This window comes from Sphingobacterium kitahiroshimense (assembly GCF_025961315.1).
Classification (GTDB): domain Bacteria; phylum Bacteroidota; class Bacteroidia; order Sphingobacteriales; family Sphingobacteriaceae; genus Sphingobacterium; species Sphingobacterium anhuiense.
Genome location: NZ_JAOQNK010000001.1, coordinates 4,312,391 through 4,332,157, shown reverse-complemented (window position 1 = coordinate 4,332,157; position 19,767 = coordinate 4,312,391). Strand labels below are relative to the sequence as shown.

Here is a 19,767-nt window from a genome sequence, read left to right as displayed (position 1 = left end):
CTAATTGTTTATTATCAATAATTGCTAAGCTTATTATTGATCGATGGTACTATTTTCTTCTTGATATGAAGTCGCCAATTCATTTAATTTGGCTAAAGATTTCATCAATTGATTACGCTCTTTCTCTGATAAATTTTCCTCGAGATAATGATTAAAATTACGAACGACGTTTTTTGCCATTTCTCTTTTTTCTTTACCCAGCTCTGTTAAATACACTTTAACCGACCGCTTATCAGATGCACTCGCTTCTCTATAAATAAATCCCAACTTCTCTAAATTATTTAACACCCGAGACAAACTAGTTGTTTTCACACCTGTTAAATTGGCGATCTGTGACACGGGGGTCCCCTCTTTATGGATATTAATTAAAATATAACCAGCAGCCTGAGTAAAACCATACTGCGTCGCAATCTGGTTATACTTATTAGCGATAGTCTGCCAACCTGTTTTTAAAAAATAATCAATTGTTTTATTTTGACTCATAATTTGCTTTATTATTTACTATGCAAGCATAACAAATCTAATTTATTTTTTTTGGATTTCAAATAGTTAATATTAAATTTTTAATAAATATTTGACGGAAATGAATAGTCCCTTACTAAGGTATTAAAATACCGATTATAATCAACAATATGCCATATTATCAAAATGTGGAAAACTTTTAACAACTACAAACCAACAACTTAAGCAAAACACCCCTACAGTTATTCACATTTGTGTTTTTATATTCAAAATTAAATCGGTTACCTTTGTAAAAACAAACATAAACGTATGGCTTTAGTTAATATACCGAGACTTGACTTGTTAAACTTTACTGAGGGGAATTCAGAACAGCGCGGTCAATTTATCCAAGACATTGGAAAAGCTTTTAACGAAACTGGTTTCGTTACTATTGCTAATCATGGTCTATCAAAAGAACTAATAGACGAATTGTATCAAATCGTACCCGCATTCTTCTCATTACCGACAGAAACAAAATTGAAATATGAGTTTCCTGAACTTGCCGGACAAAGAGGGTATACAACAAAAGGTCGCGAAAAAGCAAAAGATTCCACAACTCCAGATTTGAAAGAATTTTGGCAAAGAGGACAAACAATCGTTGGTGAAGAATATAGTAAAACTGATTTTCCTGATAATCCTGAAGTTGCCGAATTACCCCGATTCAGTGAAATCACCGCCGAAGTATATAAAAAACTAGAAGATACTGGTCGTGAATTATTAAAAGCAATTGCAACTTATTTGGAGCTAGAAGAAGATTATTTCGAAAAATTCGTTATCAACGGTAACTCTATTTTACGTGCAATCCATTACTTTCCGATCCAAAATCCTGATGAATTAGCACCTGATGCTGTTCGCGCCGGAGCACACGAAGATATCAATTTGATTACTTTATTAATTGGAGCGAGTGCTGACGGTCTTGAGGTTATGACAAAAGACGGTGAATGGTTTCCTATTAAAGCTAAAGGTGAAGATATCGTTATCAATGTTGGTGACATGTTGCAGCGCTTAACAAATAATAAATTAAAATCAACTACACACCGTGTCGTTAATCCACCGCGTGAATTAATGGGTAATTCTCGTTTTTCTATTCCTTTCTTCTTACACCCTAAAGCATCAATGAGCTTAGCTTGTTTAGATTCTTGCATTAGCGAAACCTATCCAAAAGCTTATCCTGATTATACTGCAGGTGAATATTTAGATGAACGTTTGAGAGAGATCGGTTTGAAGATGTAAGTATTTTTTATAAAAAAGAAGACCAACCTTTCAAACAAACTGTTTATTAGAAAACAAAAATGGCCTGTTAAAAATTTAACAGGCCATTTTTAATTTTTAACATCATTAAAATCTTGATTTCCCTTTTGACAATGATCAATCAGGAAATCCATATTAATCTGTTTAAAAAGAATAACCAAAACCTACGTTGAGGTAAATATTATGCATACTGAAATCGATAGAATTGAAATCTTTTTCTAAAATATTATTGAAGCCATATGTAAGGTCTGTCAATAATTTAAAATGTTTATTCATTTTCCATTCTGCTCCAAGTTGAGTACCCCATTGAAATTTCCGAACATTGTCCGAGAAATCATATGCAGCTTGACTTCCGTCTTCAAACGATATTTTTGTTCCTGTTGGTGTATTTTGCCTTAAATAGCCATCCGATACATATCCATCAAATGTATTGTCAATCAATCTTGAAAAATAGAGACCTCCATATAAATTCCATTTATCCGAAAGTTTATAAACAGCCAAAACAGGTATAGTAAAATATGTATTACTCACATTTGTCTGTACTTTTCCTGTATAGTAACCTCTAACTTTTGAATTATCCTTAACCACTTCTGTTAGATAGTTCTTGACGCGGGCATTGGTCTTCATTCCTTTTTCTTCAAAACGAAGCCCTAATCGCACTCCCCATTTTCCATTTTCATGTATCCATTTAGTAGCGTTTGCTTCTAAACCAAAACTAAACCCGGGATTAAAACTTTCAATCTTTCTTATTTCACGAGGCATACCTAATGGACTACTGCCCCCTATACTAAATTGCGCTTGCACTGCGTAATCAATATTTGTATTAAAAAAATTTGTGTTACTGTTAACTGTACTGTCTTGCGCCTGGGCATATTGGGTAACTATTAAACAAATAGCTACAACATATAGTATTCTGTTCATTACAATAGTTTTATTATTTATATTCATCATTATTTTTTTTGACCTGTAACAAGCTCTACCTCATCAATAAATAAAGTACTTCCTACAGCACCATTAAAAATATCTCCTTCTTTACTTGAACTCAATACTATGGTATACATATATTCTTTAGCTGGATCAAAAGATTTACCATTCACAAAAGAAAAAGGAACATTAAATGCTGTCCATTTATCAGTTTCAATTTGTTCTTTTGTTCCAATTCTAGCAACACTAACGATCCGAGAATCTTTAAAGGCATGTGTACCTGTTAAGAAATTTTTATTTAAATCAGCTGATTTTTCAAATAAAATTGCATATCCATCCCACGTATCTTTAGTGAGCTGTGATGGTTTTGTATTATCTACAAATTTTTCACCGGCTTTATATTTAAAGAAACCTTTTAATGCTACCGGAGCAGTATCATTGTTGTACGAGATACCAAATCGAGTAGAATTAACAGTAGGAAAAGTAAGCCTGAACTCCCCAACAAACAGATTACCCGCAGCCAATGGCGAACCGAACATCCCGCCTAATGGACCGGTATCTTTCGTCATTAATTTAGCAGCATTACCAAGATAACCGTCTGTTACTTGCGAAGTTGGATAGAAAGATGGTATTAAATCTTTATCCTCTCCCACTAATGTACCAGCAAGAATATTATATCCCTCATTTGCTGTTTCCCAAATAATATTTTTCTGACCGCCTGCTGTTAATTCAAAAAACTGATGGTAATGACCTACAGGATTATCTGTATCAACAACTTGTGCATTTTCAAATGCACCATAAAAATTAGCGCCTTCGTCAACTACAAATGAGACTGTATAAGTCTTTGACCATGCACCATCTTGAGAAGTTACCGTATATTTTTGAGGTTGTGAAAAATCAAGTTCGGTACCACTTTTTGGCAAGATAGTCGCTCCTGGTGTCAACACAAACTCAGGCGTATGTACGTAACTACCAGAAAAGCGTTTTAGTTTAAAAATAATCGTATTATTACCTATAGAAGGTGCTGTACTAAGTGCTAAATCTCCATTCAGAATACTCGCCTGTTCAATATCAGCTTCTGTATTCAATGCCTCTTCTTTAATACAGCCATTTAATCCAAAAAACAGCATAATACAAATCATAAACGATAGAATTCGTTTTTGTTCCATAATAAATTAATATTTAATGTAAAATATCGTTAATTGTGAGAATTATTAACGTGGCGCAAAGTTAAGATTGTTGGGGTAACAACTTAAATTTCGTGGAGAAAAAAGACCTTTGTCTCTAAAACTTGACAATTAAAGGAAATTCAACTGTTATTAAAGATTTTCTTTTATTTTTTTAGGCAATGATGCAAACACAAGATCATAACTATGATCAATTAATTCCAATAACTTTTGGTCTGTTAATTCACGATTTGCATGAACTGTATTCCAATGTTTCTTATTCATATGATAACCTGGAAAAACTGTCTGCAGAAATTCCTGTCTCAAACTAATAGCATACTCTGGATCACACTTAACATTAAAAGATAGTCCCTCCAATTGATCTAACCCAACTAATAGAAAAACTTTAGAAGCAACTTTAAAAACCAGTGTATCAGGACCAAATGGAAGTTCTTCTGTTACTGCATTTTTTGCTATGCAATAATCGCGTAATTCTTCGATATTCATGTTTGGATTTTTTCTGAAAGTTAAGAAATAATTATTATTTTACCCAATGTACAGCCTGCTGATAAAGATTATAAAAAAACAAAAAATGTTAATTATTGTAAATAATGCTCTGTTTTTATAACATTCTGATTACACAAATATTAAGAACCGGTTAATATTCTATATTTGACACATAACTTCACCTAAATAGCATTATGAACAGGATATTTTTCCTCCTATTATTTTTTTGCACATCATTAAGTTACGCACAAACTTCTATTAAGGGTAAGGTTATAGATCGAGGCGAAAACAAGCCCCTTTTCAATGCTTCAGTAATCTTACTTACGGCACAAGATTCTATTTTGAAAGTATTTACACGCACAAACGAGGAAGGTAGTTTCAATATTCAACCCCCAGAAAAAGGTGCTTATCGCGTACTTGTGACTTATCCAAAATTTGAACTATACAGTGACATTATAAATGTAGAAGATAGCAAGATTGATTTACATGATATTAAGATAAGTTCACGAGCCAATGTTCTTGAAGAGGTTGTTATTACGCAAAAACTACCAATAAAAATTAAAGGTGACACAATAGAATATAATGCCGGTAGTTTTGAAACTGAAAAAAATGCAAAATTGGAAGACCTTCTCCGAAGGTTACCCGGTATGACTGTATCTTCGGACGGAACTATTACTGCTCAGGGGAAAACAGTTTCAAAGGTATTGATAGATGGTGAAGAATTTTTTGGTTATGATCCTAAAATTGCGATTCGCAATGTTAGAGCAGATGCTATTGACAAAGTACAGGTATACGAGAAAAAATCTGATGAAGCTGAATTAACGGGAGTGGATGACGGCGTACGTATCAAAACGGTTAATGTGGTGCTTAAAGAAGAAGCTAGAAAAGGTATTTTCGGAAATGCGAATGCTACAATTGGTACTAAACATTTATTTGACGCGGGTTTATTTGCCGCTAAATTCAATCGTTCTGAACGTATAGGACTAACCGGAAACTGGAACAATATGGGAGGGGGAAATGATTCAAGGATCCGTTCCAATGCCAGCATTCAAGGTAAACCTGAATATAAAAATATTGGCGTAAATTATGATAATGTATTTCTAAAGAAAAGATTATCATTAAATTCCAGTTATAATTTCAACAACAACAGCGCTACTAATGAACGAACTTCTAACGTTAAGGAATTATTTGAAGACAAAACACAAGAAACAATAGGAAGTAACAGCTCCGATAACGATACAAAAAATAACAATGTCAGAACACAGGTACGATTCAAAATCGATTCTATCCAAAATCTAGACGTTCAATTGAATGCAGGCAAATCAGACACCTATACTAAAAGTACGTCGAACCGTAGGATCACCATTAATGACACTACACTAACGAACACTTTTGATGAAAATAACAGCTCAAAGGGAAATAATGATAATGCCGATTTCCGTATTAATTATAGAAGAAGATTAAACAATAATGGACGGTCTATTAATGTTCAGTTTAATACGCAATTATCACAAAGTGAATCTATTGGTCAAACAAAATCGATTACAAACTATTATAAAAACAACGCGCTTAACAGAGCTGATACTATAGATCAAAAACGTGTAAACGAAGCGAAGAACAATCGAATCGGTGCTTCTCTAAATTTAAATGAGAAATTACTTCAAGACTTGTACCTAACTGTAGGATATACGATGAACAGTAGCGTTTCAAAAAGTCTAAATAGATCATTAAATGCCAATGGACTGGGTGAATATACGTTGTTAGATTCATTATATTCTAAAAATGAAGAAAACAAAAATTTCAATCAGGGTGCAAATATTCAGTTAAACTACAACATTAAAGACAAACTCAATATTAACCTATCAAATACGATGAGCTATAGGAATCAAAAATTAATTGACACCTATCGTGATATTAATCTCAATCGCAACTTTTGGGATAATAACCTGAATATGAATGTTAATTACAAATTGTCTTTAAACAAAAATTTGATGCTTAGCTACGGTACATCGAACAGAATTCCGACGTTCGGACAATTGATAGCCTTACAACCACAGACAAATCCATTATTTGTACAATTAGGAAACCCCGATTTAAAGAAATCAACTGAAAACTCTTATAATTTAAATTTTAATACCTTTAGCATTTTAAGAAGTTCGAGCTTCAATATCAATGCGGGTATTACAACAACACATAATCCGATTGCAAATAAGAGAATCCTTGATTCTGAAGGGGTGACAACCAGTAATTATGAAAACATACGAGATAAAATAAACTGGTCCGCTAGAGTATACTCTGGTTATAGTAAACCTTTATTTAATAATTTACTTCAGTTCAATCCAAATGCGAATTTAAGTTATGGAAATAGTTACGACTTTCTGAATGGTGTATTGAACAATTCCAAGAACTACAATGCAAGTGCAGGTTTTGGATTAAATAAACAAAATTCTAAGGTTATTGACTTCAACTTCTTTACGAATATAGGTGTTGATCGTGTGGAGACTCTTTTACAACCTGATTTAAACAGTAATAGTCTGAGAGCAAATATCAATACGGATATCAAATACTTCCTACCCTTTAAATTTGATCTGGTGCAGGTTATTAATTACGGATATACGGGTAAGAACAAAGTATACACTAAAGCTATCAATCAATTTTATATGAATATGGAATTAAATAAGAAATTGATGAGCAATAACCTACAATTAAGCTTAAAAGCATTTGATATTTTTAAAACATTCAATACTACCAATCGCTCATTTGACAGCAGTAAATTTTCGGAATCACAACAACAGATGCTTACTCAATATTTCATGCTTGGATTGAAATGGGATTTTAACAAAAAATTAGGAAAGAAAAATGACTAAATTATTAATAGGTTTCATTCTTTTGCTATTTGGCACAGATGCATTTGCGCAACATGCTTACTTTGCAACAAAGGGAACCATCAATTTTGAAAAAGTGGTGTATACGAAAGCGAGAATGCGAGAATTGATGGCTAAGCATGGTGGAAACGGTAATAGAGGTATGATGTACATGGGAAACATCGATGAAATGCCAGAAAGTTCTACATCCAATTTTGTTCTGAAGTTTGATGAGAACCAGACATTGATGGAGTCCAATGCAGAAGAAACGCCAACAAAACCCAATACCTCACCAGCAAATACAAGAGTTGGAAGAAGTTCAGGAGGAGGACGAGGGAATGCAGGAGCCAATCAACGAACAGGCACAAATGGAGGTGGCGGTATGCGTGGCATGGGCAGAGGAAACAACAGAATGGGCGATAAAACTTATTTTCAGAACCTTAAAGCTAAGCTTTCTGAAGTACAGCTTCAAATTGACGAAAAAATTATTATAAAAGATAGTCTTCAGGATGTTACATGGCGATTCACAGATGAGTTTAGAACAATTTCAGGGTATGAATGTAGACGTGTAAATGGGGCGACGAAAGATTCACTTTATCTAATCGCTTTTTATACAGAAGAGATTCCTGTTTCAGGAGGGCCGGTATTAACAGGAGGATTGCCGGGAATGATCTTGGGACTTGTTATTCCTGAAATGCATATCAATTATTGGGCGACTGAGGTAAAATTCACCACTGATCAGGTTTCAAGTTCGTGGAAAGATAAAAAAGCAAAAGAGATGTCATCCAACGAATTTTTTAAATTGCTTTCAGGCAGTATGTTTAGGGGAAGAGGTAACAGTGATGCACAACAAAGAAGACAAATATTAGAGCAGATTCTTTATTAAAGAATCTGCTCTAATCAGTTATCGACTAAGTATGTCAACTAATTCCTCCTGTATGGCAACTCCTTTATCTTGATTATACCATTTTTGAATCTCTTCTTTAATGTCATTAAATTCAGCTCCTTTACCTTTCATCATAACAAATAGATCTGTACAGCCCTGAGGGCGCGGTCCCCATACAGCCAAGTCATCACCTTGCTCATTACGAATCACTAATTTAGGAATAGACTTTCCGCCATTGGTCAAATATTGGTTAATTGTATAAGGTTCCGAATCACGTAACTGTATATCCACAACAAGCAATGGATTACTCTTCACCATCTGGTAAATCATGGGGACAGAATGAGCGGCATCACCGCACCATGGTTCTGTTATTAAGATCCAATGTTGCTTGGTTGCAATCCCGTTCATAAATGAAGCTGTTTCAGCATTGGGTTCAAATTTTTTCAACCAGCGATTCATCCTCGACCAATTTAATTTGGTGTAATTAAAGATTTCTTCGTCTTGATAACCTTCATAATTCTCGGGATTTTCTACGATAGCTTTAAAATAGGATACGTATTCTTCGAACTGCATATATTAGCTTTTATATTTTGGGATACAATATGACAAAATTTTGCCATTTGCACAATTCAGACGAAATAAAGAAACATAAAAATGACAGTTTGTCACCAATTCTGACGTTTACTTGTCAATTTTATTCATTTTCATGAAAACAAAATGATTGGCACAAGGGTTGATTAGGTAGGTATACAACAAACAGATTAGTAAAAAATAAATATATATAATATGTCTAAAATAATAGGAATCGACTTAGGTACGACCAATTCATGTGTTGCTGTAATGGAAGGTAACGAACCGGTAGTTATTGCTAACAATGAGGGTAAACGTACAACCCCTTCTATCGTTGCTTTTGTTGAAGGTGGCGAGCGTAAGGTAGGTGATCCAGCAAAACGTCAAGCGATCACAAACCCGACTAAAACTATTTACTCTATTAAACGCTTTATGGGTTTATCTTATGATGAGTCTGTAAATGAAGCGCAACATGTACCTTATAATGTAGTAAAAGGCGACAACAATACACCACGTGTAGAAATTGACGACCGTAAATATACACCTCAAGAAATTTCAGCTATGATTCTTCAAAAAATGAAGAAAACTGCAGAAGATTTCTTAGGTCAAGAAGTAACTGAAGCTGTAATTACAGTTCCTGCATACTTCAATGATGCACAACGTCAAGCAACTAAAGAAGCTGGTGAAATCGCTGGTTTAACAGTTAAACGTATTATCAACGAGCCAACAGCTGCTGCTTTAGCTTATGGTTTAGATAAAGCACACAAAGACATGAAAATTGTTGTTTTTGACTGTGGTGGTGGTACACATGACGTTTCAGTATTGGAATTAGGTGATGGTGTATTTGAAGTTAAATCTACTGACGGTGATACACACTTAGGTGGTGATGACTTTGATAATGTAATCATCAACTGGTTAAATGACGAGTTTAAAAACGAAAACAATGGCTTTGACTTGAAAAAAGATCCAATGGCATTGCAACGTTTGAAAGAAGCTGCTGAGAAAGCTAAAATTGAATTATCAAGCACAACTTCTACTGAAATCAATTTGCCATACATCACTGCTGATGCAACAGGCCCGAAACACTTAGTTCGTCCTTTATCACGTGCTAAATTTGAAAGCTTAGCTGCTGATTTGATCAAACGTACAATTGATCCTTGTCGTTCTGCATTGAAAAATGCTGGATTCAGTACAGGTGATATCGATGAGATCATCTTAGTTGGTGGCTCTACACGTATCCCTGCAATCGTTGATGCAGTAAAAGCATTCTTCGGAAAAGAGCCTTCTAAAGGTGTTAACCCTGATGAAGTTGTAGCATTAGGTGCTGCTATCCAAGGTGGTGTATTAACTGGTGAAGTGAAAGACGTATTATTATTAGACGTTACTCCTTTATCATTAGGTATCGAAACAATGGGTGGTGTGATGACTAAATTAATTGAAGCAAATACAACTATTCCTACTAAAAAGTCTGAAACGTTCTCAACTGCTTCTGATAATCAACCATCTGTTGAAATCCACATCTTACAAGGAGAGCGTCCAATGGCTGCTCAAAACCGTACGATTGGCCGTTTCCACTTAAATGATATTCCTTCTGCTCCTCGTGGTGTTCCTCAAATTGAAGTAACATTCGACATCGATGCAAATGGTATCATTAAAGTTTCTGCTAAAGATAAAGCAACTGGAAAAGAGCAAAATATCCGTATTGAAGCTTCATCTGGTTTATCTGACGAAGAAATCAAAAAAATGAAAGAAGAAGCTGAAGCAAATGCTGAAGCGGATCAAAAAATGAAAGAAGAAGCTGATAAAATCAATGGTGCAGATGCTTTGATTTTCTCAACTGAAAAACAATTAAAAGAATACGGAGATAAAATTTCAGCAGATAAAAAAGCGGCTATCGAAGCTGGTTTAGTAAAATTGAAAGCTGCTTTTGAAGCAAGAAGTTTTGCTGATATCGATTCAGCTTCTGCAGAAGTAAACAATGCTTGGAATGCTGCTTCTGAAGAGATGTATGCTGCTTCACAAGGTGGTTCACAACCTCAAGGTGATGCTGGTCAAGCAAACAATGGTGGTAACCAAGGTGGTGATGACGTAACTGACGTAGAATACGAAGAAGTCAAATAATTACACTCCTTTTAAATAATAAAAAGCTCGAAGATGAATCTTCGAGCTTTTTTATTATTAGACCAAGTCTGAATCTTCCAATTGGAATAATTCTTCTATACTTTTATCCAATACTCTTGATAACTTAAGTGCCAATACAGTTGAAGGAACATATTTCGCAGCTTCCAAGGCATTGATTGTCTGTCTACTTACTCCGACTTTATTTGCTAACTGTTCTTGTGAATAATCTTTCATCAGTCGATTGATTTTAATATTATTCTTCATGCGCTAACCTCCTATTCATTTTAAAAACCTGGAACCGAAAAATAATAATATAAAGCAATAATATAATATTTGGACTTAAAAATGCCAGGCTTATATACCAACTAGCATAAACAAATGCAATTAATAATACATTGAAAATAGCAAAAGAAATAATAGACCAGGACCAAGAATAAAGACGAATAGAATTAATCATTTCATCCTCATACTTATACTTCGTAAATGCAATAAAACTCAACCCTAAAAAGATCGATAAAAGCTGTAATGTTAGTGACATTTCTGTATTAATAATTTCAAAAGGGCCATCATTTCCTCCCAAAACTGCAAAAGTAGAAAAAGATAATTCGAAAGGCATAATCTCTACCCCTTTTATTCTTGGATAATTAGTAATTAAAATACTATTTTCTTTTAGCATATATAATGCCGTTGGGATTAAAAACATGAGGACTAATCCTAATCCAATCCACCGGAAGTACCGGGGTAATAAAGGAATTTTTTTCATAATGATTTTAAGTTTTATATTGTTAGTACGACAAATGTAAAACTAATCATACATATTGACAAGTGTTTTTTACAAAATGTAAAAAATACTTGTCAATCTATTATGTCTTTTATTGTGATGAATACTGGAGTGCTATTTTTTGTAATGGCTTAATATTCCTTTATCTAATGTTGCCCATATACCCGCTGGCATATTCGCCTTTTTAAGAGCCTCGTTCGTCCAAGTATTGCATGAGTAAAACATGCTGTAAGATCCTTTGGCTTCATAAAAAGCATCCGAATCACCATACTGTGCATTAGTATTAATTACAATTGGCTTATTTTCAGCATCATATTCCAACGATGATTTCACAAAATCAATAAGGATTTGATATTGTACTGTATCAATCATATACTTGTAACAGAGCTCATTCTCCTCCACTGATTTATGATAGGTAATATGTAGTGCCGTTTCACCAATGCCAGTTGCTGCTACAAATGCTGTCGAAGCTTTTAGATCTTTCCATTCTGGGGTATTTAAATAAAAGCCCTTATCTCCCCATCCTATTCCCATGTAAGTATATGTGGTATCTTTTCCCTTATTATTACTTAATGGAAATAGATGTGTCCAATCCATCAGATTATTTTTAACGGGGAATACTAGATCTGTATGCACACCATTTGACATAATATACAACGTTATATCTTTCGGTAGAGCAGAATTTTCTCTATGTGCACTTATTCGCGATAAGACACGTTCTGACAACCAATAAATAAATACAATTAGAATGAGTGTGATAAGAATATATAATAGCACTTTTAATATTTTTTTCATGTTTATAATGGACTTGATCTTAGAATGATAATACCTTCTAATACTCAAACATAAAAAAAACCCGCAACAAATATTGCGGGTTTAGAAAATACTACGATAATATTTTAAAATATTTTTTCTGGATATGCACCATCTGCAATCAATTTTAGGATTGATGCCTGCACAATTTCCTTATCTTCTTTATAGGTAACACCGAACCATTTTGATGAGGTCGGGATAACTTTAAAATCTGCTTGCTTTGTTTGCACGAAATAATCTGCTACAGAAGGAATGAAGAATTCAGATTTAGGATCTTCCGAATTTTTCTCAACAAAATCTCTAAACATGCCTTCAGCCACTTCAAATACTTTTGGAGTAAAGCCCCAGAAATTCATAGATACACGACTTTCCGGATCCAACTCTGTTATTACATCACCTTCTTCGAAAACTATTTTTTTCTCGCCTTCAATTTCTTTATAGTATATCTTAGTACGTTCCGTAACACTTTCCATATGTCCTGAAGGACTTACTACACATACCCCTCTAGATACATAACCATAATCGGATAACGTATTACCAACTTGAAATCCCATCAAAGCCATTTGGTCATCTGATACTTCAGTTGTTAAGAACTTAGCCATTTTTTCGTAAGAATCCGTACCGTAAAAATCATCTGCATTAATCACACAGAAAGGTCCATCAACGTGATTTTTTGCACTCATTACAGCGTGTGCAGTACCCCAAGGTTTAGCACGCTCTATTTCACGGTCAATACCATACTTCTTTAAATCAAAATCTTGGAAAGCGTAATCTACTTCGATTTTTCCTTTTAACTTTTCGTCAAAGACTTCTTTCATTTTATCTAAAAATTCTTCACGAATTATAAATACTACTTTGCCAAATCCAGCATTAATAGCATCATAGATAGAATAATCAATAATAGTTTCGCCGTGAGGCCCAAAAGCATCAATCTGTTTCAATGATCCGTAACGGCTAGCCATACCTGCTGCCAAAATTAATAAAGTTGGTTTACTCATATCCAATTTCTAGGTCGTTTCTAGTTTAAATTTGTGCAAATATATAAATATTAGATTACTTTTTCTTAAAGAATGCTGTTAACAAACCACTTGCCAGTTTCCCCAACAACTTTACCCCTTCTCTTGCAAGTGTGGTCGTCGCTGTTTTCTGAGCGGCTTCTAGTGGTGTTTGTCTTCTCGAACTGCTCTTAGCAAGCTTAGCCTCTTCTTTTTCTCGATCTTGCTGTATCTGCTGATCATTTGCCACTTTCATTCTTTCATCAACAATCTCAGCTGCAGAGCGATTTTCCTCACGTTGTTGATATTTCAAATACAAATCAGATTGTTTGACAAGCTGATCGTAAGTTGTTGCATCTGCAGGTCCCATGACAGCTCTTGCTGGTACCAGATGTGTGGAAACAACTTCTGTAGGAATTCCTTTATCATTCAGCACTGTAATGAGTGCCTGCCCTGTTCCTAAGGATGTTAATATTTGATCGATTGCATAAAAATCTGATTTAGGATATGTTTTGACAGTTTTTCTTAAATTCTCAGCATCATTCGGAGTAAAAGCACGTAAAGCATGCTGTACGCGATTCCCCAACTGTGCCAACACAGACTCGGGAATATCTGTTGGTGACTGAGTACAAAAGAATACGCCTATACCTTTTGATCGAATCAATCTAACGATCTGCTCTACCTGCGTCAGAAATGCTTTAGAAGCATCTTTAAATAGTAGATGAGCTTCATCAAAGAAAAATACCAACTTTGGTTTATCCAAATCGCCTACTTCAGGTAAATTTTTAAACAACTGGGCTAATATACTTAATAGAAATGTTGAAAATAACACGGGTTGATCCTGAACATCCGAAATATTCAATAAACTAATGACACCTCTGCCATGTACTTTTTGAAATAAATCTTCGATATCAAATTCCTTCTCTCCAAATATATGAGCAACACCCTGTTGTTCTATAGCAACTATCTTACGTAAAATAGTTCCGGAACTCGATGTACTTATTTTACCATAATCATCTTTAATCTCCTCACTTCCTGGACCATCGGCGAGGTAACTCAGTAACTTTTTAACATCATTAAAATCAACCAAAGGCATATTATGATCTTGTGCATATTTAAAGATTGCAGCTAACACTCCAGTTTGTGTATCATTCAGTTCTAAAATACGGGACAAAAGAATTGGACCAACATCAGACACTTTTATCCGCATTGTTGTTCCTTTATTACCTGTCAAAGAAAATAATTCGATGGGAAAACTCGCAGGTACAAACTGAACACCCACAGCATCTCCACGATCTATAAGCGCTTGATTGGTTTGTCCTTCAACAGCTAAGCCCGATAAATCACCTTTAACATCTAACATAAACACAGGAACTCCTGCATCAGACAACTGTTCAGCAATTAATTGCAAAGTACGTGTTTTTCCAGTTCCGGTTGCTCCTGTAATTAAGCCATGTCGATTCATCATTTTTAAAGCCAGGTTAACTTTAGCCTCTGATAAAATATTACCGTCCAAAATACCTGCACCTAAATATATATAGGCTCCCTTTGGATTGTATGATGCTTTTACTTTTTCAATAAATAGTGTTTGATCTTCCATTACTTAATTTGCTAATTTTTAAAACCCAAACAGTTAACGCTTGAGAAATCTCTTCACTTTTTACATGTTATATTTCCTCTATTAAAGATAGAACGAAATATTGAGTCTTTGTAATTTTTTTGTCAGCATGGATTTTTTTTAAAAAATTTCACAATTTTTTAACATGAAAAATGTATTTTTACATACTCTAAATAGGGGACAGATACAGTTTTGAAGAAAGATGTTTAATAAAAAAATTAGAAATATAGCCGCTTTATTATGTGCTTTAATCTTTTTCACAAAGATGAGCATATCAATAACACCTATATTTTCATCTTTATTAGATCAAAATACCATTCTTCAAATTGTGCTTCAATTAGAAATTGAGAACAACAATGGAGCACATAGTGATCATAATGAGTCCGGATCAAAGTTTTTTAATGCCAAAACTGAAGAATCTTACTTTCTAGCGATCATAACTGATAACCACGGAAAACAAAAGCACTACTTGAAAAATGAAAAAAGTATTCGTGCATTCCACCCATCTGTTCCTACGCCGCCTCCTAACTGCTAGGCTTCCTGTACATGCTTTGGCATGACCTCAACTTTGGTCAGATCTGACTAAAGGAAAATCTTATATAAAAAAAACAGGTAAAATTTTAGACAAAAACTAATGTTTGGAACTCGTATGTCTGCTTTTCTGAAACTATCGAAAAGAGACTTAAAATATGATGTACCCGCTAGTGTTGTGGTGTTTTTAGTAGCACTTCCACTATGTTTGGGTATTGCAATGGCTTCTGGTGCGCCATTGTTTGCAGGATTGTTAACTGGAGTAATTGGCGGTGTAGTCGTTTCTTCTATCAGTAAATCACCTTTAAGCGTCAGTGGTCCTGCAGCTGGTCTTACAGTTATCGTTTTAGGAGCCATTCAGAGTCTTGGAGCTTATGAAACGTTTTTATTAGCCGTAGTTATTGCTGGAATACTTCAGTTGATTCTAGGTATTGTAAAGGCGGGAATGATTGGTAATTATTTCCCATCCTCGGTTATTGTTGGAATGCTTGCTGCCATTGGGATTACCATTATATTAAAGCAAATTCCTTTGGCACTTGGTATGTTGGAAACACATGCTTTTGAGCTTGATAACGGCCATGGAATTGGCGCATTTACAGACACTTTGGTATCTTCAATTGGCCCTGGGGCTTTGATTATCTGCATCTTATCACTGATTGTTTTAATTTATTGGCCAAGCATACCGAAATTGAAAAGCATTCCTGCTCCACTAATCGTAGTGGCTTTAGGTATCGGATTATCATTTGCCTTTAATGGAACAGCATTTCAATTAGCAGAGTCACAGTTTGTACTTGTACCGATTGTTAATTCCTTTGCAGAATTTACAGGGCTGTTTACGCTTCCCGATTTTACACAGATCATCAATAAAGAAGTTTGGATTGTCGCTTTCACCATTGCGATCATTGCCAGTTTAGAAACACTATTGAGTATTGAAGCGGTCGATAAAATTGATCCATTTAAAAGAAATACGCCGACCAATCGGGAACTGATTGCACAAGGAGTTGGTAACATAACAAGTGGTCTATTGGGTGGTTTACCAATGACGTCAGTTATTGTACGTTCATCAGCGAATGTAAATGCTGGAGGAAGAACAAGACAATCTGCCTTACTTCATGGTATGTGGTTATTACTAGCGATTCTGATCATACCTAACGTATTAAATTTTATCCCACTATCTTGTTTAGCTGCTATTTTATTGCAAACTGGCTATAAGCTAGCGAAACCAGCTTTATTTACATCTATGTATAAAAAAGGACTTGACCAGTTTATTCCTTTCTTTGCAACAATTGTGGCAATTGTATTTACAGACTTATTAATGGGTGTAGGTATTGGTCTTGTGGTAGCCACTTTTTATATTTTAAAAGCTAATATGCAGAATGCTTTCAAATTTGATATCGTCAAACAAAATGATTACGACAAAGCTGTAATCACTTTAGCGGAAGAAGTATCTTTTTTAAACAAAGCTCCTATTCAACAAAAGCTTTATAGTCTTCCAAAATCTGTTGGCCTTATTGTTATTAACGGTACAGGTAGTAAATTCATTGATAAAGATGTTATCGAGGTCATTAAAGATTTTGAACAGAATGCCCTGACCAAAGGAAAGCGCATTGAATTGACAGATATTGAATACAAGAAAAAATAATAAAATAAAAACAATTAATTAACGAGATTTGTATCCTATAAGGGATAAAACATACAGCACATGACTGAATGAACTGTATTAATATATATATAAAATGGAAAAAGATTTAGAAATAGGATTTAAAAAAATTTTACAAGGAAATCGTGAGTGGATGGACTTTGTTAAGAATGATACGACTGGTCGTTTTCAACAATTAGCAAAAGGTCAAAATCCAGAAATTTTATGGATTGGTTGCGCTGATAGTCGTGTTCCTGCAAATGAAATCACAGGTACTAAACCTGGAGAAGTATTTGTACACCGTAATATCGCAAACATGTGTGTGCATTCGGACATGAGCATGTTATCAGTACTCGATTATGCTGTAAATGTATTGAAAGTAAAGCAGATTATTATTGCTGGTCACTATGGCTGTGGTGGTGTAGCGGCATCATTAAGCCGTAATCAATTTGGAATTATTGATAACTGGTTATGTCACATCAAAGATGTTTATCGTTTACATGCAGCAGAAATAGATGCAATTGATGAACATGATAAAAAAGTTGATCGTTTAATTGAGTTAAATGTGCAAGAACAGGTATTTAACTTATGTACAACTTCTATTATCCAAAATGCTTGGAAAGACAGAAACGATCTAGCTGTTCATGGAATGGTCATCAACATTGGAACAGGTGAATTAACAGATCTTGATTGTACGTTCACGAGTAACGAAGATCTTGGAGATGTATTCTCTTATAGATAGCATATAAAAGGATCGGGCAACCGATCCTTTTACTATTAAAAACAGTTCTTTACAGCATCTCTTCTCTCCGTTACAACTCACTCATTTTTCTTTCGAAACAACTTACTTTAAAATGTAAGAACTACTACGGATAATTCGAAGTAATACTTAACTTTGTATTATGATAAACGAGGAGAAATCATTAAATTTTATTGAAGAAATTATCGAAGCAGATCTTCGTAATGGGACCCATGATGGGCGTGTATTGACACGTTTCCCTCCCGAGCCTAACGGCTATCTTCACATCGGTCATGCAAAATCTATTTGCCTAAACTTCGGTTTAGGGCAAAAATACAATGGCCAGACCAACTTACGTTTTGACGATACTAACCCCGTGACAGAAGATACGGAGTACGTTGAAAGTATTAAAAACGACATTCAATGGCTTGGCTTCAACTGGGCACAGGAATTATATACTTCTGATTATTTTGACACCCTTTATCAATATGCTGTAGACCTCATCAAAAAAGATTTGGCTTATGTAGATGATAGTACTGCCGAAGAAATTGCAGCAGCCAAAGGTACGCCAACTGAACCTGGAGTTCCAACTCCTAATCGCAGTCGTAGCATTGAAGAGAATTTGGTTCTTTTTCAAGAAATGAAAGATGGTAAATACCAAGATGGTGAAAAAGTGTTACGTGCTAAGATAGATCTTGCAAATCCAAATATGCACTTACGTGATCCGTTGTTATACCGCATCAAACACGCGCATCACCACCGAACTGGAAATAAATGGTGTATTTATCCCATGTACGATTTTGCACATGGACAATCCGATTCTATCGAAAAAATCACACATTCTATCTGTACGTTAGAATTTATTCCACATCGTGCATTGTACGACTGGTGTATTGAAAAACTAGAAATCTATCCTTCAAAGCAATATGAATTTGCACGTTTAAACATGACCTACACCGTTATGAGTAAGCGTAAGCTTTTACAATTGGTAAATGATAAATTTGTAGAAAGTTGGGATGATCCACGTATGCCTACTATTTCAGGTTTACGCAGAAGAGGTTATACTCCAGCAAGTATCCGTACTTTCTGTGATAAGATCGGCGTCGCTAAACGCGAAAATATGATTGATGTGAGTCTGTTGGAATTCTGTATTCGTGAGGATCTGAATAAAACAGCATGGAGAAGAATGGCTGTGCTAGACCCTATTAAATTAGTGATCACAAACCTTCCTTCTGACCACATTGAAGAACTACATGGTGAAAACAACCCAGAAGTTGAGGGTGGTGAAGGTTCTCGTATGATTCCTTTTTCAAATGAATTATGGATTGAACGTGATGACTTTATGGAAGATGCTCCAAAGAAATTTTTCCGTTTAGGTCCTGGCCTTTCTGTGCGTCTAAAAAATGCATATATAGTAACCTGTCATGATTTCGTTAAAGATGCAAATGGTCAAGTAACAGAAGTACACTGTACTTATGTGCCCAATTCAAAATCTGGCGAAGATACTTCAGGAATGAAAGTTAAAGGAACTATTCACTGGGTTTCTGTGCCACATGCTAAAGAAACAGAAATCAGATTGTACGATCGTTTATTTAACGACGAGAATCCTGCTGCTTCAGAAAACTTCAAAGAATCGATTAATCCAGATAGTTTAAAAATCAGCAAAGCATTTATTGAACCTGATTTGTTAAATGCAATCCCTGGAAAAGGTTATCAGTTTATCCGTTTAGGGTATTTCACTTTAGATACATCTTCTAAACCAGATCACTTGGTTTTCAACCGTACGGTCGGACTAAAAGACTCTTGGGCCAAGGAAGTTAAAAAAGGATAATATTAATATTAACAAAAAAGGGAAGCAGCT

The 19,767-nt window shown here is 34.7% G+C and carries 18 protein-coding genes; 8 read left to right on the top strand and 10 right to left on the bottom strand.

Annotated features, from left to right (window positions below; all coding sequences use genetic code 11):
- Nucleotides 1-33: 33 nt before the first annotated feature.
- Nucleotides 34-483 carry a MarR family winged helix-turn-helix transcriptional regulator gene (locus M2265_RS18890; RefSeq protein WP_021187929.1) on the bottom strand — a complete coding sequence of 150 codons (450 nt, stop codon included), beginning with the start codon at nucleotides 481-483 and terminating at the stop codon, nucleotides 34-36.
- Between the two features lie 288 nt (nucleotides 484-771).
- Here M2265_RS18890 and M2265_RS18885 point away from each other — a divergent pair, with 288 nt between their 5' ends.
- Entirely contained in the window at nucleotides 772-1,734 is a 963-nt protein-coding gene (locus M2265_RS18885) for an isopenicillin N synthase family dioxygenase (protein ID WP_045752411.1), read from the top strand.
- Between the two features lie 162 nt (nucleotides 1,735-1,896).
- On the opposite strand, the gene M2265_RS18880 is transcribed toward M2265_RS18885, so the two are convergent.
- From M2265_RS18880 to M2265_RS18870, 3 genes are all read right to left on the bottom strand, one after another.
- Entirely contained in the window at nucleotides 1,897-2,673 is a 777-nt protein-coding gene (locus tag M2265_RS18880; protein WP_132769301.1) for a porin family protein, read from the bottom strand.
- A 29-nt stretch (nucleotides 2,674-2,702) separates the two neighbouring features.
- On the bottom strand, nucleotides 2,703-3,845 hold the full coding sequence (locus tag M2265_RS18875; RefSeq protein WP_132769303.1) for a PCMD domain-containing protein: 1,143 nt from the start codon (nucleotides 3,843-3,845) through the stop codon (nucleotides 2,703-2,705).
- A gap of 150 nt (nucleotides 3,846-3,995) precedes the next feature.
- Nucleotides 3,996-4,349, bottom strand: a complete 354-nt coding sequence (locus tag M2265_RS18870) for an MmcQ/YjbR family DNA-binding protein (protein WP_021190148.1) — start codon at nucleotides 4,347-4,349, stop codon at nucleotides 3,996-3,998.
- A gap of 194 nt (nucleotides 4,350-4,543) precedes the next feature.
- Here M2265_RS18870 and M2265_RS18865 point away from each other — a divergent pair, with 194 nt between their 5' ends.
- Nucleotides 4,544-7,216: a TonB-dependent receptor domain-containing protein gene (locus tag M2265_RS18865; RefSeq protein WP_021190149.1), complete on the top strand. Its 2,673-nt coding sequence runs from the start codon at nucleotides 4,544-4,546 to the stop codon at nucleotides 7,214-7,216.
- Nucleotides 7,209-8,099 carry a GLPGLI family protein gene (locus tag M2265_RS18860; protein WP_132769305.1) on the top strand — a complete coding sequence of 297 codons (891 nt, stop codon included), beginning with the start codon at nucleotides 7,209-7,211 and terminating at the stop codon, nucleotides 8,097-8,099. The genes M2265_RS18865 and M2265_RS18860 overlap by 8 nt, the downstream gene beginning before the upstream one ends.
- Nucleotides 8,100-8,117: 18 nt before the next feature.
- Here M2265_RS18860 and M2265_RS18855 read toward each other — a convergent pair whose 3' ends face one another.
- The gene (locus tag M2265_RS18855; RefSeq protein WP_132769307.1) at nucleotides 8,118-8,672 is read right to left on the bottom strand and encodes a thioredoxin family protein; all 555 of its coding nucleotides are present in this window, start codon (nucleotides 8,670-8,672) and stop codon (nucleotides 8,118-8,120) included.
- A 213-nt stretch (nucleotides 8,673-8,885) separates the two neighbouring features.
- On the opposite strand from M2265_RS18855, the gene dnaK reads away from it, so the two are divergent.
- The gene (dnaK, locus tag M2265_RS18850) at nucleotides 8,886-10,790 is read left to right on the top strand and encodes a molecular chaperone DnaK (protein WP_132769309.1); all 1,905 of its coding nucleotides are present in this window, start codon (nucleotides 8,886-8,888) and stop codon (nucleotides 10,788-10,790) included.
- Between the two features lie 57 nt (nucleotides 10,791-10,847).
- Here the strand turns inward: dnaK and M2265_RS18845 are convergent, their stop codons facing one another.
- From M2265_RS18845 to M2265_RS18825, 5 genes are all read right to left on the bottom strand, one after another.
- The gene (locus M2265_RS18845) at nucleotides 10,848-11,054 is read right to left on the bottom strand and encodes a helix-turn-helix transcriptional regulator (RefSeq protein ID WP_021190153.1); all 207 of its coding nucleotides are present in this window, start codon (nucleotides 11,052-11,054) and stop codon (nucleotides 10,848-10,850) included.
- Nucleotides 11,044-11,553, bottom strand: a complete 510-nt coding sequence (locus M2265_RS18840) for a hypothetical protein (RefSeq protein WP_021190154.1) — start codon at nucleotides 11,551-11,553, stop codon at nucleotides 11,044-11,046. The genes M2265_RS18845 and M2265_RS18840 overlap by 11 nt, the downstream gene beginning before the upstream one ends.
- Nucleotides 11,554-11,685: 132 nt before the next feature.
- Complete coding sequence (locus M2265_RS18835) at nucleotides 11,686-12,366, bottom strand: TIGR02117 family protein (RefSeq protein ID WP_206368541.1); 681 nt, start codon at nucleotides 12,364-12,366, stop codon at nucleotides 11,686-11,688.
- 104 nt (nucleotides 12,367-12,470) lie between these two features.
- On the bottom strand, nucleotides 12,471-13,382 hold the full coding sequence (locus tag M2265_RS18830) for a nucleotidyltransferase family protein (protein WP_132769311.1): 912 nt from the start codon (nucleotides 13,380-13,382) through the stop codon (nucleotides 12,471-12,473).
- 55 nt (nucleotides 13,383-13,437) lie between these two features.
- Nucleotides 13,438-14,979, bottom strand: coding sequence for a helicase HerA-like domain-containing protein (locus M2265_RS18825; protein ID WP_132769313.1), 1,542 nt, complete (start codon nucleotides 14,977-14,979; stop codon nucleotides 13,438-13,440).
- A 283-nt stretch (nucleotides 14,980-15,262) separates the two neighbouring features.
- Here M2265_RS18825 and M2265_RS18820 point away from each other — a divergent pair, with 283 nt between their 5' ends.
- The 4 genes from M2265_RS18820 (at nucleotide 15,263) to M2265_RS18805 (ending at nucleotide 19,737) form a co-directional block, all read left to right on the top strand.
- The gene (locus tag M2265_RS18820; RefSeq protein ID WP_031288376.1) at nucleotides 15,263-15,532 is read left to right on the top strand and encodes a hypothetical protein; all 270 of its coding nucleotides are present in this window, start codon (nucleotides 15,263-15,265) and stop codon (nucleotides 15,530-15,532) included.
- A 99-nt stretch (nucleotides 15,533-15,631) separates the two neighbouring features.
- Nucleotides 15,632-17,170 (top strand): SulP family inorganic anion transporter, encoded by a 1,539-nt coding sequence (locus M2265_RS18815; protein ID WP_031288378.1) that lies wholly within the window; start codon nucleotides 15,632-15,634, stop codon nucleotides 17,168-17,170.
- A 94-nt stretch (nucleotides 17,171-17,264) separates the two neighbouring features.
- Complete coding sequence (locus tag M2265_RS18810; RefSeq protein WP_021190157.1) at nucleotides 17,265-17,909, top strand: carbonic anhydrase; 645 nt, start codon at nucleotides 17,265-17,267, stop codon at nucleotides 17,907-17,909.
- Nucleotides 17,910-18,069: 160 nt separating this feature from the next.
- Nucleotides 18,070-19,737, top strand: a complete 1,668-nt coding sequence (locus M2265_RS18805; protein ID WP_132769315.1) for a glutamine--tRNA ligase/YqeY domain fusion protein — start codon at nucleotides 18,070-18,072, stop codon at nucleotides 19,735-19,737.
- Nucleotides 19,738-19,767 lie beyond the last annotated feature (30 nt).

Coding starts and splice junctions, on each gene's coding strand:
- M2265_RS18890 (WP_021187929.1), bottom strand. CDS start 483: ATGAGTCAAAATAAAACAATTGATTATTTTTTAAAAACAGGTTGGCAG.
- M2265_RS18885 (WP_045752411.1), top strand. CDS start 772: ATGGCTTTAGTTAATATACCGAGACTTGACTTGTTAAACTTTACTGAG.
- M2265_RS18880 (WP_132769301.1), bottom strand. CDS start 2,673: ATGAACAGAATACTATATGTTGTAGCTATTTGTTTAATAGTTACCCAA.
- M2265_RS18875 (WP_132769303.1), bottom strand. CDS start 3,845: ATGGAACAAAAACGAATTCTATCGTTTATGATTTGTATTATGCTGTTT.
- M2265_RS18870 (WP_021190148.1), bottom strand. CDS start 4,349: ATGAATATCGAAGAATTACGCGATTATTGCATAGCAAAAAATGCAGTA.
- M2265_RS18865 (WP_021190149.1), top strand. CDS start 4,544: ATGAACAGGATATTTTTCCTCCTATTATTTTTTTGCACATCATTAAGT.
- M2265_RS18860 (WP_132769305.1), top strand. CDS start 7,209: ATGACTAAATTATTAATAGGTTTCATTCTTTTGCTATTTGGCACAGAT.
- M2265_RS18855 (WP_132769307.1), bottom strand. CDS start 8,672: ATGCAGTTCGAAGAATACGTATCCTATTTTAAAGCTATCGTAGAAAAT.
- dnaK (WP_132769309.1), top strand. CDS start 8,886: ATGTCTAAAATAATAGGAATCGACTTAGGTACGACCAATTCATGTGTT.
- M2265_RS18845 (WP_021190153.1), bottom strand. CDS start 11,054: ATGAAGAATAATATTAAAATCAATCGACTGATGAAAGATTATTCACAA.
- M2265_RS18840 (WP_021190154.1), bottom strand. CDS start 11,553: ATGAAAAAAATTCCTTTATTACCCCGGTACTTCCGGTGGATTGGATTA.
- M2265_RS18835 (WP_206368541.1), bottom strand. CDS start 12,366: ATGAAAAAAATATTAAAAGTGCTATTATATATTCTTATCACACTCATT.
- M2265_RS18830 (WP_132769311.1), bottom strand. CDS start 13,382: ATGAGTAAACCAACTTTATTAATTTTGGCAGCAGGTATGGCTAGCCGT.
- M2265_RS18825 (WP_132769313.1), bottom strand. CDS start 14,979: ATGGAAGATCAAACACTATTTATTGAAAAAGTAAAAGCATCATACAAT.
- M2265_RS18820 (WP_031288376.1), top strand. CDS start 15,263: ATGAGCATATCAATAACACCTATATTTTCATCTTTATTAGATCAAAAT.
- M2265_RS18815 (WP_031288378.1), top strand. CDS start 15,632: ATGTTTGGAACTCGTATGTCTGCTTTTCTGAAACTATCGAAAAGAGAC.
- M2265_RS18810 (WP_021190157.1), top strand. CDS start 17,265: ATGGAAAAAGATTTAGAAATAGGATTTAAAAAAATTTTACAAGGAAAT.
- M2265_RS18805 (WP_132769315.1), top strand. CDS start 18,070: ATGATAAACGAGGAGAAATCATTAAATTTTATTGAAGAAATTATCGAA.